This window comes from Larkinella rosea, assembly GCF_003858635.1.
GTDB classification, from domain to species: Bacteria; Bacteroidota; Bacteroidia; order Cytophagales; family Spirosomataceae; genus Larkinella; species Larkinella rosea.
This window is the reverse complement of sequence record NZ_RQJO01000017.1, coordinates 35,565-51,756: the sequence shown is the minus strand read 5'-3', so window position 1 is coordinate 51,756 and position 16,192 is coordinate 35,565. Positions and strand designations below refer to the sequence as shown.

Genomic DNA, 16,192 nt, shown 5'->3' with positions numbered 1-16,192 from the left:
CGGTTTTTCGGGCAAAAAATACCGGACAACGCGGATTAACGAAAAGTGTTCCGTAATTTAGTGCTAACTAACCTGCAAAAAATGAAACGCCGTAACGCACTAAAGAGTCTGTTGGTGACTGCCGGAACGATAGCCGCGCTCCCCTCCTGGGCCGCTGGCTGGACACCCGAAACCGTTGGGCAAACTTCCTACGGATCACTGGCGGAGGAAGAAATGCTGGCCGAACTGGTCGAAACGTTCATTCCGGAAACCACCACGCCGGGGGCCAAATCCCTGAAAGTACACCAGTTTATTTTGCGCATGCTCAACGATTGCTACGATCTGTCGGCGCAGGATTTGCTGAAAGCAGGGCTGGCCAAAACCGACGAACTCGCCCGGCAAGCCTACACCAAACCGTTCGTATCCTGCGACACTCTCCAGCGTACCGACTTGCTGCGGCAGATGGGAGCTTCCGTCGAACCGGCCACGCAGCAATTTGCCAATCTGGTCAAAGGGCTGACCATCCGGGGCTACACCAACTCGGAATATTACCTGGTCAACGTTCAGAAATACGTGATGGCACCCGGTTTTTACCACGGCTGCGTGAACGTCATCACCAACTGATTTCTCCTACTCATGTCATACTTCAATATTGATTCGGTCAAGGACCGCACCTTCGACGCCATTGTCATTGGCTCGGGCATCAGCGGAGGCTGGGCAGCTAAAGAGCTTTGCGATAAGGGATTACGTACACTTGTTCTGGAACGCGGCCGCGATGTCAAACACGTCACCGATTACCCGACGACCCTGATGAATCCCTGGGAATTTGACCACCTGGGGCAGATTCCGAAGGCGCTGAAAGACGCCAATCCGATTGCCAGCCGGTGTTACGCGTTCAACGAGGACGCGGCCCATTTCTTTGTCAAAGATGCCGAACATCCCTATATTCAGGATAAACCGTTCGACTGGATTCGCGGCTATCAGGTCGGCGGAAAATCGCTGATGTGGGCGAGGGGTACCCAGCGGTGGTCGCAGTACGATTTTGACGGCCCGGCCCGCGACGGTTTTGCCGTCGAATGGCCCATTGGTTACGGCGATATTGCGCCCTGGTACAGCCACGTCGAGAAGTTTATCGGCGTGGCCGGAAACAAGGACGGCCTGGCTCAATTACCGGACGGCGAGTTTCTTCCTCCCCACGAGCAATCGTGCGTCGAGAAGCATTTCACCGACCAGATGGCGATGCACTACAAAGGCGCCAGGCCCATCGTGATCGGACGTTGTGCGCACCTGACGCAACCCAAAGAAATTCACCTGAAACAGGGACGCGGGCAGTGCCAGAATCGGAATTTGTGCCAGCGCGGTTGTCCGTTCGGCGGTTATTTCAGCAGCAATTCTTCGACGCTGCCGTGGGCGGCTAAAACCGGAAAAATGACGTTACGGCCCGATTCGGTCGTGCATTCGATTCTATTTGACGAGAAGAAAAACAAAGCTTCGGGCGTACGGGTGATCGATGCGCACACGAAACAGGCGACCGAGTATTATGCCAAAATCATTTTCGTCAATGCCGCCTGCCTGAACTCCAACCTGATCCTGCTCAATTCCAAATCAAACCGGTTTCCGAACGGCTTGGGAAATGACAATGGCTTACTGGGCAAATACATGGCTTTCCATAATTTCCGAACAACCATTTCCGCCGAGTACGAAGGCTTACTTGATAAAACCACCGAAGGAATCCGGCCAAACGGCAGTTACATTCCGCGGTTCCGCAACGTTTTCAAGCAGGAAACGGACTTTCTGCGCGGGTATGCCGCCGGTTTTAGCGGAAGCCGGATCAACGGGGCCGATACCGCGGGCATTGGCGAAGAATTAAAAACGAGTCTTTTCAACCGGAAGTACGGCAACTGGCGCGTCGGTTCGCACATGATGGGTGAAACCATTCCCAAAGAAGCGAGTACCGTAATGCTGGATTCAACGCAAACCGACGACTGGGGCATTCCGCTGCTGCGGGTGTCGGTGGGGTACGACGACAACGACGAAAAGATGATTCAGGATTTTCATACTCAGATGACCGAAATGCTGACGCTGGCCGGTTTTACGAACATCCAGACGCACGACAAACCCGACAAAGCGCCGGGACTGGACATTCACGAAATGGGGGGTGTCCGGATGGGCAAAGATCCGAAAACGTCGCTGCTCAACAAGTGGAACCAGTTTCACAACTGCAAAAACGTCTTCGTCACTGATGGTGCCTGCATGACGTCTACCTCCACCCAAAACCCGTCGCTGACCTTCATGGCGATCACGGCACGGGCGGCCAATCATGCGGTTAATGAATTGAAAAAGAAGAATTTGTAAGCGAAAAACAATCCCGGCAAGTGACTCGCTCATCTGCCGGGATTGTTTTTTATTTCTCCACAATCCAGCGATTCAGGCTGTTATAGCGTCCCTGCAATACAATTTTGTAAAAACCGGTCGGCAATTTCGACACGTCGATGACGGCTTTTTCGGCGTTGACGGGCAATTCGTCCATGAGCAAATACCGGTCGCGCTGGCCGGTTTCGAAGTGATTGGTCGTCGAGAGCCAGACTTTGACGGTGCCTTCGGCGTCGGCAGCTTTCCAGCTTAGCGCAATTTTACCGGCTTCTTTTTTCGCCGTCGGATGGGTGATCGACAGTTTTCCGGTCAGTGGAATCCCGTCGATTTCAAAAGCCTGTTCTTTGGGAATCGTAACGTCCAGATGCCGGGCGAGCGTCGGCATGATATCGACAATGCCGGGCGTTCCGTTTCGGAAATACGGATTCAGGCTTTTCGCATTCGTGACCATCCACGTACTCCGCTCCCGATCCGACTGGCCGCCGTGGTTCTTACCGGTGTCGGCACTACGACCGTGGTCGGTGGTGATGAACACCTGCCAGTCTTCGCCGAACGTTTTCTGCCGGTATTGAACGGCTTTCCACAACCGCCCCATCTGGTCGTCCATCGTGCGGATGGCCTGGTAAAACCGCTCGCTGTCGCCGTATCGGTGCCCCATGTCGTCGGTAAATTCCAGATACACCCACGACAAATCCGGGCTTTCCTGTCGAATGTACGCAGCGGCTTCGTCGACGACCTTTTCGTCAATTCTGTGAATGTATTCCTTGTCCTTGTCGTGCGGAAAATGGAGCGTATCCAGCTCAAAACCATCGAACGAATAGTCCAGACGCAACTGGCCGGTGGCCGGAAGTCCCTCTCCTACCAGTTTGGTCCGGTTGTCGAGCCAGGTCGAAAAAACGGCGGTTTTCTTCTGCGGATACTGCATTTCGAAAAACCGGAATAGGGTCCAGTACTGGTAATTCGGGTCTTTGATGTCGTTATCCCAGACGTTGTGTTTGTTGACCCAGGTGCCGGTCAGTAAACTGTTGTAGCCCACTGCCGAAATGGTCGGCGTTTGCGAATAGGTCCCTTTCTGACCGCCCACATACGCCCGGACGTAACCGCCTTCTCTTGCAATGGCGTCCAGATTCGGTTTCGCCAGTTTCTCGATCACATCCGCCGGAATCCCGTCGACAATGACGAACAACGCCTTGCGTTTATCCGACTGTCCACGGCTTGGAAACGTACCGAAAAAACCGATAGCAAGGAGCAGAAAATACCAGACTCGGCTGTTCATACGGTTTTTATTCCGCCAGATAATTCCCGATACCGACCACAACGGTTGAAAAAACGACGGTGGCAATTCCGATCGTGATCGTTCGCATGGTTTGCCGGTTCGCACCCCGCCACTCGTGGAGGTACAGCCCCCAGAAGCTACTGAAGGCGATGATGAACGCCATGTGAAGCGTCCAGCCCGAAAACCGGTATTCGCCCATTTTGCTGTCGCCCATGCCGTAGAAAAAGAATTGCAGGTACCAGGTTACGCCCGCCAGCGCACAGAAAATAATGTTTTTCAACGCGGGCGCGGTGACGTTTCCGTAATCCGTATAGGTTTTATTCTTGATATTCAGATAGATACACCAGATCGCGTTGGTAGTTAATCCGCCCAGCAAAATAAACACCAGCGGGGCGTTGTTCATGTAAAGCGGATCCGTGCCGTTCTGTACGGCCAGTTCGGCGATGGGCTGTCCCGCCGTCAGTCCAAACGAAAAGCAGGCGCTCATAATGCCGGAAAAAACCGCTACCAGAATCCCTTTCTTCAGGTCAAACTCGGCGATGGTTTCCTTCTTCTGTTCATCCGTCATCGATTTTTCCTTCATCATTCCGGCGATGCCACTGATGGAAATGCCGAGCACACAAACCGCTAAGCCCAGAATGATGATTTGACCCGAGAGTGTACTCATCAGCGTGCCGAACTGTCCCTGCCAGATGGGCGGCACCACGGTGCCGAAAACCGCACAAAGCCCTAAAACCACGGCCATTCCAAGCGATAAGCCCAGATACCGCATCGTCAGGCCGAATGTCAAACCGCCGAAGCCCCAGAGGACGCCCCAGAAATAGGCCCACCATTTGGTTTCAGTCGGTGCTGCCGCCAATACCTCGAACAGATTCGGCACGGTAATCAGACCGAAAACCAGTGGCGCAAATACCCACGAGAAAATACCGCCCACGAGCCAGTAACTTTCCCACGACCAGCTTTCTACTTTTTTATAGGGTAAATAAAAACTGCCGGAAGCAAATCCTCCGAGCGCATGCAAGACAACTCCCCAAATGACAGCCATGTATAGTGATTTTTCAACAAATCTGTGTAGTTTCCCGAGAATGACCTTCCTGCCCTCTCCTGAACGACAAAGCGGAAAAACCGCCGGGTCTAACGATAAAATTACTTAAAAATAACCCAACTATTTTTGTAAAGCATGACAGCACGGTATAGTTAGATCACTTTAAGATACTAATTTTGAATCGTAGAATACTATTTCATCATAGGTTAGTAGGATAAGCCCACTAGATTTCTAATGGGCTTATTTTGTTTTACGTCACCGACAATTTTTCAAAAAATCTTCTTTTTTTCTAACCACACGGTTCCACACCGCGTTTGCAGGACATGAGCAGATTCAATGGAAAAAATATTCTGATTGTCGGCGCGTCGTCCGGCATTGGTCAGGCCACCGCCCGGCAGCTTCAGTCGGAAGGCGCAACGTTGTTTACGGCGGGTCGGCGACAACCCGACGGACTCCAATCCACGCATGTAATGTGGGACGCCACCCAGCCCGGCGAGGCCAATCTGAGTGCACTACCGCCTACCCTGCACGGCCTGGTGTATGCGCCGGGAAGTATTCGGCTGGCCGCTTTTGGCCGGTTGACGCCCGAACATTTTCAGGAAGATTTTACCCTGAACGTGTTGGGTGCTATTGCCATCCTGAAAACCGTCATCCCTGCCCTCATCCAGTCGAAATCGGCCAGTGTCGTGATGTTCAGCACCGTAGCAGCCCAACTCGGCTTCGGGCTTCATTCGTCGGTCAGCGTGTCGAAATCGGCCGTCGAAGGACTTACAAAATCACTGGCCGCCGAATATGCGCCCTACGGCATTCGGTTCAATGCCGTTGCTCCTTCGCTCACCGATACACCATTGGCACAATCGGTCGGGTTGGTATCGCCCAACCGAATCGAAGCAGCCGGGAAGCGACATCCGCTGGGCCGCATTGGCACACCCATCGATATTGCCGGTATGGTTACCTTTTTACTGTCGGATGAATCCGGCTGGGTCACCGGCCAGATTTTGGGCGTCGATGGCGGAATGAGCACGCTTAAATAGGAACTGCACTTTCAATCCTGCATATATTCTGGTTTCTTTGTATAGTTTCATCAGCCTATACAATGAAAAAAATAAGCTATTGCCTTGGGCTTCTAAGCCTTTTATCCACTCATCTGGCTTTCTCTCAGGCCAAACTTGTGGAAACCGTAACCCGAAAAAACGGTGAATTACTGATCCCCTACCAAAAATACATTTTACCCAACGGTCTGACGCTGGTTGTTCACGAAGACCATTCCGATCCGATCGTTCACGTGGATGTGACCTACCACGTGGGTTCCGCGCGGGAAGAAATCGGCAAATCCGGTTTTGCGCACTTTTTCGAACACATGATGTTTCAGGGTTCCGACCACGTTGCAGACGATGAACATTTCAAGATCGTGACCGAAGCCGGAGGAACGCTGAACGGTACAACCAACGCCGACCGCACCAACTACTTCGAAACCGTGCCCAGCAACCAGCTGGAGCGCGCGCTCTGGCTCGAAGCCGACCGGATGGGCTTTCTGCTGGATGCCGTTACCCAGAAAAAATTTGAAATTCAACGCGCGACGGTGAAGAACGAACGGGGGCAGAACTACGACAATCGGCCGTACGGTTTGGTCAGCGAGTACGTTGCCAAGAACCTGCTTCCGTACGGGCACCCCTATTCCTGGCTCACTATCGGGTATATCGAAGACCTGAACCGGGTGAATGTCAACGACTTGAAGAACTTTTTCCTGCGGTGGTACGGTCCCAACAATGCGGTTTTGACCGTCGGTGGCGACGTTGATCCGAAGCAGGTGGTCCAACTGGCGGAGAAATATTTCGGCAGCATTCCGAAAGGTCCGGCGGTGAGCAAGACGATTGTTCCGCCCGCCGTGCTGGACAAAGACCGCTACGTCTCGTACGAAGACAACGTCCGGTTTCCGATGCTGCGAATGGTGTACCCCACCGTCCCGCGTTTTCACCCCGACGAAGCTCCGCTCGACGCCCTGGCCCAAATTCTGGGGGGTGGCAAAAGCTCCTTGTTTTACAAAAATCTGGTTAAAACCGAGAAAGCCGTTCAGGCCAGTGTGGACCACCCGGCGCAGGAGCTGGCCGGCCAGTTTACGTTCACGGTTTTACCTTTCCCGAAAATGCGGCTGGATAGCACCGAAGCGATCGTTCGTAATACCCTGGCTGAGTTTGAAAAACGCGGGGTAACCGACGACGATTTGGTTCAATTCAAAGCCACCCGCGAAGCCGACATCATCAGTTACCTGTCGAGTGTGTCGGGCAAAGTTTCCCAACTGGCTTCTTTTCAGACGTTTGTCGGAACACCCAATTACCTGCCAAAGGAAATAAAACGCTATCAGGACGTTACGAAGGCGGATATCATGCGGGTGTACAACCAGTATGTTAAAGGCAAAAGTGGCGTCATTCTGACGGTTTACCCGAAAGATCAGAAGGAAATCGTGGCGCATCCCGACAACTACACCATCGTGACCGAGGGCTACAAAGCGCCGGATTATGGTTATGACGGACTGAAATACGTGAAAGCCAAAGATGCGTTCGATCGTAGCAAAAAACCGGCTTCCGGCCCAAATCCGGCCATTAAAGTGCCGCCGTTCTGGACGGATAAACTGCCGAATGGCCTGAAAGTGATCGGTGCTAAAAACGACGAAGTGCCCGAAGTGGCGCTGTTGTTTTCGGTGAAAGGCGGCCACACGCTCTCGGCCAAAGACCCATCGAAAGCCGGGATTGCCCAGCTCACGGCGGCTTTAATGAACGAAGCGACGCAGAATTTCAGCAACGAGGAGATCAACGCGAAACTCGAAAAACTGGGCAGCAGCATCCAGATTTACGCCAGCACCGAAAATATTCAGGTGTCGGTTTCGACACTAACCAAAAACCTGGACGCAACGCTGGCGCTGGTGGAAGAAAAATTATTCCGGCCCCGGTTTGCTTCGGAAGATTTTGAGCGCCTGAAAAAGCAGCAGATCGAACTGATCGCCAACCAGAGCACGCAACCGGTGGTGATCGCCAACAAAGCGTATAACAAATTGCTGTACGGCGACGATATCCGCGCCGTACCGACGAGCGGAACGACGAAAACCGTCGCCAACATTACGCTCGACGACGTGAAGGCATTTTACCAGCAGAACTTCTCGCCTTCCGTTACGAGCCTCGTGGTCGTGGGCGATGTCGACAAAACCGCTATCCTGCCGAAACTCGGTTTTCTGAAAACCTGGCCCGCCAAACCGGTCGACCTGCCCAAACCGGGTGTCGCGAAGAAAGTGGACAAAACCCGGATCTACCTGATCGACAAAGACAAAGCGCCTCAATCGGAAATCCGGATTGGTTATCTGACCGACCTGCCCTTCGACGCAACGGGTGATTACTTCAAAACCGGTCTCGCCAATTATATTCTCGGTGGTGCATTCAACAGCCGCATCAACATGAATTTGCGCGAAGATAAAGGCTGGACCTACGGCGCCCGGTCGTCGTTCAGCAGCACCAAAACACCCGGACCGTTCACCGCTCAGGCGGGTGTAAAAGCCGCGGCAACGGATAGTTCGGTGGTCGAGTTCGTGAAGGAAATTACGAATTATGGCAAAACCGGAATTACGGAATCCGAGCTGGCGTTCCTGAAAAGTTCGGTGGGTCAGCGGGATGCGTTGCGCTACGAAACCTCATTCCAGAAAGCTAACTTCCTCAACCAGGTTATTGAGTATGATCTGCCAGGCAACTTCGCGGAACAGCAGAGCCAGATTCTGAAAAACATGACGAAGAAAGAAATCGACGCCATCGCTAAAAAGCGGTTACCGGTCAATAACCTGATTATTACGGTTGTCGGAAATAAAACCGCGATCAAACCGGGGTTGCAAAAACTTGGGTATGAAGTGGTCGAACTCGATAAGGATGGTAATCCGGCCATGGCGGAAGGCACCACAACCCCGGCCGCCTTGGGGGGCGCTTCGTCGACCAAACCGAAGGAATAATCCGAAAAGCCATTTTGTTGTCTACGCTAAAAACCGCTCTCAAGCGGTTTTTGGCGTTTATGGCCAACGTTTGCCCAAAAGAACGGTATATCTCTGAAAAAAAGTTTTCACAAATTCTTTGGAATTTAAAAATCATCTTTAACTTTGAAACACAAAGTACTTTAAAAGACTACTTATTCATGGATCAGGAAATTTTATTGAATCTGAACAATCCCCGGCAACTGGAAAAATTGTACCGGACCAATCGGCCAAGCTTCAAAACGGCGTTTAATGCCCTGTATCCTCAACTGAAGAACGACCCGCTGGCCGAGGGTTGGTACCAGCGACTGAATTATATTTCCGAAAGTTCGTTTTGGGGAACTCCGCAGGAGCGACTCCTGGTGGCTTCGGCGGCTTTAGTGGCGGGTTTGCTGGCCAAGCTTCCGAAAATCCTGTCTCTAAACGAAGAGTTCTACTACACTCGTAATCTGGGCTTCATCGTTTTCCCGCTGCTAATTGCCTATTTCGCCTGGAAAAATGAAATAGCCTCCAAAACCGGGCTCTGGCTGGCCGGAGTGATATTGGCTGCCGTCGGGTTCATCAACTATTTACCCCAAAACCAGAGCAGCGACACCCTGATCCTGTCGTGTATTCATTTACCCCTGCTGCTCTGGGCACTGCTGGGCTTCACGTTCGGCGGGGAAAAATCCAAAAATGGCATCAACTGGTTGAGTTTTCTGCGGTACAACGGCGAACTGGCCGTGATGATTGCCTTGCTGCTGATTTCGGGGGGACTCATGACCGCACTCACCATCAACCTGTTCAGGCTGATTGGCTGGGACATCCAGAAGTTTTATTTTGAATACATTGTCATTTCCGGGCTGGCCGCCGTGCCCGTGGTAGGCACTTTTCTCGTCCAGACGCAGCCTACCCTGGTCAACAAGGTTTCTCCGCTCATTGCCAACCTGTTCAGCCCGATTGCGCTGGTGATGCTGCTGGTTTATCTGGGGGCAATGGTTTTCTCGGGAAAAGATCCTTATCACGACCGGGAGTTCCTGCTGCTGTTCAATGGGTTGTTGATTGGAGTCATGGCGCTGATCTTTTTTTCAGTCGCTGATGCATCTTCAGAACGGAAGAATTCGACTCAGATTCTCATTCTTTTTCTCTTGTCGGCGGTGACTATCCTGGTGAATGGAATTGCTCTTTCAGCGGTATTGTTCCGGATTTCGGAATGGGGCCTCACCCCCAACCGGGCGGCTGTTCTGGGGGCGAATGTACTGATGCTGATTCATCTGTTGCTGGTCGGAATACGGCTCTGGGGGGCATTAAGCCGCAAATCCGACCTTTCGCTGGTGGGCAAATCCATGAATCTCTTTTTGCCGATTTACGGTTTCTGGTGCGCCTTGGTAACCTTTTTATTTCCGTTCCTATTTGATTTTAAGTAAATGATTTGGAGTACCCTCCCTGAAAACGACACTTATCCACACCTTCCTTTCTAGTAAATTAGTAGCTCTGATAAGGTAATATTGAGAAAATGAGTTAACCCGATTTGTGCCCAAAAATCAGAGCGCATCATTCGGATTCCACCGGGCGGTATCGAGGCATCTCGGTACCGCTTTCCGGTTCAATGCCCCAATCAAAAACGGCTTTTCTGAATAACTGCAAAAATGGGTAGCTTCACGCTTCTCCTAAAAAACCTTGTTTCTCAATGAAGAAGATTTTACCCGGCTTATTGATGCTGGTTGTACTCCGTTGCACACCATCCGAAAAACATTATGACAGAGTCGATGCCCAGCGGGGCTATAAAGATTTAACGTTAGACGCTCCCTATGAACAATTCAGGGGAAAAGTTGAAATGCGGCTGACGCTGGCTGATTCCTGCAAGGCCACCAAAAAATACCAGATCACCTCGCAAAAGTATTTACAAATGGGTGCGGTTCAATTTCATACCGCCGAACTGGAATTTGTACGCGATACGCTCATCCGAACCACCCTGTATACCAAAGACTCGTATGAATCGGCGGGCCAACTACAGGCCCTGTATCGCCAGGAGTTTGGTCAGCCTCAGGAAGTGAAGGCAGTCGATTACAAATCGACAAACTGGAATGGCCAAAATTACACGCTCCATCTTATCGATAACCGCAAAAGCAATGATATTGAGCTTGAATATGCATCAATTAAGGGGATTCAACAATCCATTGCGGCAGAAAAGGCCTGTCAGGAGCGAAAAATAAATGGTCATCAAAAATAAATTCGAAAACGTTTGTTTTTCATATACCGATCGGTATATATTTGCCGTATGAAATTTTCACCCCGATCAGAGGCCACCCGCCAGTTCATTATTGAAACGACCGCCGGTATTTTCAATAAGAAAGGGTATGCGGGAACATCGATGTCCGATTTAACGGAAGCGACCCGGCTGACGAAGGGCAGTATTTACGGTAATTTCGAAAATAAAGAAGACGTTGCCTTGGCGGTTTTTGATTTCAATGCCGCACTTCGGGCGAAAATCATCCAGGCTAAACTTGACAAAACGACGGGCTACAAAAACAAGCTCGGGGCCTTTATTGATTTGTTTTCTCCCGAAGAAATCCGGCAATTTCCGGAAGGCGGTTGTCCGCTGCTAAATGCCGGAACCGAAGCCGATGACACGCACGAACCGCTACGGATGCGAGTTGCGGAAGAACTGACCAAAACACAGCAATACCTGGCGGACATCATTCGGAACGGAATGGTAGCTCGCGAATTTAACGCAGACATTGACGCGGAGAAAATGGCGGTATCAATCCTGGCCTTGATTCAGGGAGGGATTTTTATTACCCGGACCACCCGCAACGGACTGGTGTTGAATACGGTTTTGGAAACCGCCCGGCAACTCATTCACGAAATCACGATCAAATCGGAGAGCTAATTTTTTTACCCAATCATATACCGATCGGTATATAAAATCAAACAATCACAGTCTTACATTTTAGCATCATGAAAACGCAGAACAACACGGTTTTAATTACCGGTGGCAGTGCCGGAATCGGCTTTGAAATCGCCAAATTATTCGCCCAGAACGGCAATCAGGTCATCATCACCGGGCGCAATGCCGACCGCCTGCAACAAGCAGTTGCTCAACTGGAAAACACGACAGCGATCGTGTCGGATGTCAGCAAACCGGAGGACGTCGATCAACTGGTGGAACGGTTGAACAACGACTTCCCAAACCTGAATCTGGTCATCAACAATGCCGGTCGGGCTTTTTATTATTCACTTTCCGAAGACGGCATTCACGCGATTGACAAAGCCGGGGAAGAAATGACGACCAACTACCTGTCGATCATCGGTTTAACGGAAAAAATATTACCCTTATTGAAGAAGCAACCTGAAGCGGCCTTGGTCAATGTCTCGTCCATTGTGGCGTTTGTTCCCGGCCACACGACGGCTACGTATTCGGCCAGTAAAGCCGCCCTGCACGCGTATACGCAGGCATTACGCTACACCCTGGCGAAGGATACGGCCATCAAAGTTTTTGAGTTGATGCCGCCCCTGGTCAATACGGATTTTTCGCAGGAAATCGGCGGAATTAACGGTATATCCCCCAAAGTGGTGGCTGACGATCTGCTGAATGCGCTGGAAAACAATACCTACGAAATCCATGTCGGCAACACGGCCAATCTGTATAAACTCTTTCTATCGTCGCCCGAAGAAGCGTTTCTTACCTTGAATAAAGGCCGTTAAAAGCCTCAAAATCTCTTTATGCAGTTTCATTCCGGGCGTCGGATTTATCCCTTATCTTTGGGAATTACGCAGATTATCCGCCCGCCCACTATGGAAAAACCGCTCGTTGATGGCTCCTACCTTCTGGAAAAATTTCAGGGAAAAGGGGGGTGGACCTATGCCGCGCTCCCCGAGGTGACTCCGGACAAAAAGGCCTACTTCAACTGGGTGAAAGTAAACGGCCATGTCGATGGTTACGAACTGAAAAACTACTCCCTGATGCCGATGGGAAACGGGAAACTTTTCCTGCCGGTTAAAGCCGAAATCCGGAAAATCATTGGTAAAAAAGTAGGAGACTGGGTCCAAATCACCTTATTTTCCGCCCAACAGCCGGTCGATACCCAGAACGATTTGTTATTGTGTCTGGAAGACGAACCCATCGCGCACCAATTTTATTTAAGCTTTTCCACCGAAGAGCAAAAGGCGTACATCGGCTGGATCGATTCGGCGAAATCGGAAGAAACGAAGATCGAACGACTGGCCGAAACCGTCAACCGGCTGTTGAAGGGGCAGAAGTTTGTGGAGAAGTAGAAACGTACCCACGGACTTTGGTCCGTGTTTTGAACCCTCCTAGATGGACTTCTAACAACACGGACGAAAGTCTGTGGGTACGTTTTTAAATCTTCACGGCCTGCCGCGCCAGCAGTTTCCAGTCGCCTTTTTGCTTGACCCAAACCAGTAAAACCGACAGACTCACTTTTCCTGCAACGTTCTTGTTATTGGTAGTTCCAGATAGTTTATGCCGCACCCAGGCGGTATTATCGACAATTGAAATAGTCTGATCGGTCAGATCGATCGTTACAAAATCCGATTCTTTGGTCACCAACGCCTTGATGAAAGCGGTTTTATCTTCCAGAAGACCGTTCGAGTGTCCGTAGGTCAGTTGATCGGCGGTAATGCTGCTTAATGCCGATTCATCGGCGTCAATAATGCCTTTCTTTAACTTCTCGACAGCCTGTTCTACGGCTTGTTTCTCATCTTTTTTTGTGGGTTCGGTCGCCAGCAGGGTTCCGCTTACCAATAATAATGCAATCAGGCAGGTCAGGGTTTTCATGGGTAATTGGGTTTGGTAAGTTGATAAAAAGTATGGTTGACCATTGACGATGGACCATCGTCGATGGACTTGAGCGTAAAGAATACGCCTTATTTCCCGGTTCTCACATCTTTATTTTCTTCTATTTTGTCAATGGTCGATGGTCAATCATCCATTGTCAATGGGCCATCGTCAACGTCTATTTTTCTCCTAGCAAAACATACTCTTTACCGGGTTCCGTAGCCAGGTCGTAAATCCAGACGCCGTTGGCCGGGGTTTCGGGCGTGGTGGTTTGGTAGCGGTTTTCGGGTAATTTGTAAAACGCATTGGTATTGGGTCCTTTGGCGATTTTCAGGGCGGTTTTTCCGTCTCCTTTGAGAGCGTTCGTCAATCGCAGCCGGCAGTTTCCGCCCAGGGCCGAGCGAACGGCCACGCGGGTCAGTTTTCCGTCTTTCCAGCTCATATCCACTTCATAACCGCCCCTGGCCTTCATACCCTTCACCTCACCGGTGGCCCAGACATCGGGGCGGGCGGGCAGCAGGTTCAGCAAACCGTCGTGGCTTTGCAGCAACATTTCACCAATTCCCGACGTGCCGCCGAAATTGCCGTCGATCTGAAACGGCGGATGCGCGCAGAACAGGTTGGGATAGGTACCGCCCCCCCTGGCATAATCGGTGCCTTCGACGCCCGTCAGTTTCAGCAGTTCGCGCAGCAGTTTGTAGGCATGATTACCGTCGTGGAGCCGCGCCCAGAAGTTGATTTTCCAGGACTTACTCCAGCCCGTACCGCCGTCGCCCCGGATTTCGAGGGTTTTGCGGGCCGCATCGGCGAACTTCGGCGTTGTCAGCGGGGACACTTCGCGGCCCGGATGCAGCACGTACAGGTGCGAAACGTGGCGGTGTTGCGGGTCCTCATCCTGCCAGTCTTTATACCATTCCTGCAAATTGCCGTTTTTCCCAATCTGCAACGGAAACAATTTGTTCTTTTTGTCGGACAACTCCTTCCGGAAATCAGCATCGATCCCCAGTTGCGACGACGCCTGAATCACATTCGAAAATACGTCCCAAATCAGCCCCATATCCATCGTCGTGGCCAACGAAACGGATTGTTTGGCGCCTTGTTCGGTTATGAAAACGTTTTCCGGCGACGTTGCCGGAGCGGTTACCAGACGGCCCTGTTTGTCTTCCACCAGCCAGTCGGTGTAGAACAACGCGGCATCTTTCATCAACGGATAGGCGTATTCCTGCAAATACTTTTTATCACCCGTAAACAGGTAATGGTCGTACAAATGCTGACACAACCACGCTCCGCCCATCGCCCAGTTGGCCCACGACGGACTGCCTTTGCCTTTGTCGCCGACGGGATTGGAGGCCCCCCAGATGTCGGAATTGTGGTGAACCGTCCAGCCGCGGGCGTTGTAAAAGTTCTTTGTGGTTTCGCGGCCGGTTTTCGCCATATACCCGATCCAGGTGAGCAAGGGCGCATGCAAATCCGACAGATTGACCATTTCGGCCGGCCAGTAATTCATTTCGGCGTTGATATTCGTGGTGTAATTACTGCTCCAGGGAGGCCGCACCATGGGGTTCCAAAGCCCCTGCAGATTGGCCGGTGGGCCGCCGGGTCGCGAACTCGAAATGAGCAAATACCGCCCGAATTGATAATACAAACTTTCCAGTTCCGGATCGGCACCACCTTCCGCGTAGCGTTTCAATCGCTCGTCCATCGGCAAACTGACCGGCGACGGATTTGCCAACGTAAAGCTGGCCCGATTGAAATACCGTTGATAATCAGCAATATGATCTTTGCGGATCACATCGACCGGTTTCGGAAGTGCTTTTTTCAGATACCCGTCGGCGAGTTGTTTTTCGTCCCGGCCTTCGCGGTCGGGGCATTTGTCGAAACCGTTGAAACTCGTAGCGGCCGTCAGCAGTAAAACCGCTTCGGTCGCATTCTGAATCCGGATTCCGGCGGTGTCGGCTGAAACCGTTCCGTCCGTCGAGCGCACTTTCACCCGCCAGTCAAACCGCATGCCCTTGCAACCCGCAGAATCACCGTAAATAACCGGTTTTGGATTATAATTAACGTAATTCGGATCGGCATGTGCAGGCGCTTTTCCGCGAATCACCAACTCATCGCGACCTGCAACGGCTTTTGTGACTGGGTGCAGACTCCGCGTGGCCGCCGTGACGTTCAACGTTCCTTTTTTATCGGCGGTCAATCGCAACACAATGACCTGATCGGGGGCCGAAACGAAAATCTCGCGGGTATAGCTGACTCCATCGGCCTTGAAACGCGTGGTCGACGTAGCGGTTTTTATATTCAGATCGCGGTAATAATCAGTGGATTGCCCCGAAAAACGCTGTTTCAGCAGTAAATCGCCCAGCGGCTGATACGCTTCCGTATACAAACCCTGCATTTTCTGCGTCAGTTTGGCCGCAGCCGCGTAATCCTCCTTGAAAAGCGCTTCCCGGATTTCGGGCAAATACTTCGCAACGCCGGGATTCGGGTTCGTATTGACCGGCCCGCCCGACCAGAGCGACGATTCATTCAGCTGAATCAATTCCTCACCGGGCCGGCCAAAAACCATTGCGCCCAGTCGCCCATTGCCCACCGGAAGCGCTTCGTTCCAGTTGCGAGCGGGCTGTTTATACCAGATGGCTGACGGATTCTGACCAGCAACCGCATGAACAATCAGCCAGAACAGGCCAATCAGGGCGGTTTTTGGGGTTAACAAAGAATAGAATTTCTGTG

General features: G+C 51.6%; 13 protein-coding genes. 9 read left to right on the top strand and 4 right to left on the bottom strand.

Going from position 1 to position 16,192, the window contains the following annotated elements:
* Positions 1-81 precede the first annotated feature (81 nt).
* Both EHT25_RS31515 and EHT25_RS31510 read left to right on the top strand, forming a co-directional pair.
* Positions 82-603, top strand: a complete 522-nt coding sequence (locus EHT25_RS31515) for a gluconate 2-dehydrogenase subunit 3 family protein (protein ID WP_124879444.1) — start codon at positions 82-84, stop codon at positions 601-603.
* 12 nt (positions 604-615) lie between these two features.
* Positions 616-2,334: a GMC oxidoreductase gene (locus tag EHT25_RS31510; protein WP_124879443.1), complete on the top strand. Its 1,719-nt coding sequence runs from the start codon at positions 616-618 to the stop codon at positions 2,332-2,334.
* Positions 2,335-2,383: 49 nt separating this feature from the next.
* Here the strand turns inward: EHT25_RS31510 and EHT25_RS31505 are convergent, their stop codons facing one another.
* Together EHT25_RS31505 and rhaT are read right to left on the bottom strand one after the other, a co-directional pair.
* Complete coding sequence (locus tag EHT25_RS31505; RefSeq protein ID WP_124879442.1) at positions 2,384-3,628, bottom strand: alkaline phosphatase family protein; 1,245 nt, start codon at positions 3,626-3,628, stop codon at positions 2,384-2,386.
* Positions 3,629-3,635: 7 nt separating this feature from the next.
* Complete coding sequence (gene rhaT / locus EHT25_RS31500; RefSeq protein ID WP_124879441.1) at positions 3,636-4,673, bottom strand: L-rhamnose/proton symporter RhaT; 1,038 nt, start codon at positions 4,671-4,673, stop codon at positions 3,636-3,638.
* Positions 4,674-4,996: 323 nt separating this feature from the next.
* Between rhaT and EHT25_RS31495 the strand changes: the two genes are divergently transcribed.
* The 7 genes from EHT25_RS31495 to EHT25_RS31465 all read left to right on the top strand — a co-directional run bounded on the left by EHT25_RS31495 (position 4,997) and on the right by EHT25_RS31465 (position 12,939).
* On the top strand, positions 4,997-5,707 hold the full coding sequence (locus EHT25_RS31495) for an SDR family NAD(P)-dependent oxidoreductase (RefSeq protein WP_124879440.1): 711 nt from the start codon (positions 4,997-4,999) through the stop codon (positions 5,705-5,707).
* A 62-nt stretch (positions 5,708-5,769) separates the two neighbouring features.
* Entirely contained in the window at positions 5,770-8,664 is a 2,895-nt protein-coding gene (locus tag EHT25_RS31490) for a M16 family metallopeptidase (RefSeq protein ID WP_124879439.1), read from the top strand.
* A 179-nt stretch (positions 8,665-8,843) separates the two neighbouring features.
* Entirely contained in the window at positions 8,844-10,088 is a 1,245-nt protein-coding gene (locus EHT25_RS31485) for a DUF4153 domain-containing protein (protein ID WP_124879438.1), read from the top strand.
* A gap of 263 nt (positions 10,089-10,351) precedes the next feature.
* Positions 10,352-10,894, top strand: coding sequence for a hypothetical protein (locus EHT25_RS31480; RefSeq protein ID WP_124879437.1), 543 nt, complete (start codon positions 10,352-10,354; stop codon positions 10,892-10,894).
* A gap of 48 nt (positions 10,895-10,942) precedes the next feature.
* Complete coding sequence (locus EHT25_RS31475) at positions 10,943-11,554, top strand: TetR/AcrR family transcriptional regulator (protein ID WP_124879436.1); 612 nt, start codon at positions 10,943-10,945, stop codon at positions 11,552-11,554.
* A 68-nt stretch (positions 11,555-11,622) separates the two neighbouring features.
* Complete coding sequence (locus EHT25_RS31470) at positions 11,623-12,369, top strand: SDR family oxidoreductase (protein WP_124879435.1); 747 nt, start codon at positions 11,623-11,625, stop codon at positions 12,367-12,369.
* An 18-nt stretch (positions 12,370-12,387) separates the two neighbouring features.
* Complete coding sequence (locus EHT25_RS31465) at positions 12,388-12,939, top strand: YdeI/OmpD-associated family protein (protein WP_229311868.1); 552 nt, start codon at positions 12,388-12,390, stop codon at positions 12,937-12,939.
* Positions 12,940-13,024: 85 nt separating this feature from the next.
* On the opposite strand, the gene EHT25_RS31460 is transcribed toward EHT25_RS31465, so the two are convergent.
* On the bottom strand, positions 13,025-13,462 hold the full coding sequence (locus tag EHT25_RS31460) for a nuclear transport factor 2 family protein (RefSeq protein ID WP_124879434.1): 438 nt from the start codon (positions 13,460-13,462) through the stop codon (positions 13,025-13,027).
* 178 nt (positions 13,463-13,640) lie between these two features.
* Positions 13,641-16,175, bottom strand: a complete 2,535-nt coding sequence (locus tag EHT25_RS31455; RefSeq protein WP_229311867.1) for a glycoside hydrolase family 95 protein — start codon at positions 16,173-16,175, stop codon at positions 13,641-13,643.
* Positions 16,176-16,192 lie beyond the last annotated feature (17 nt).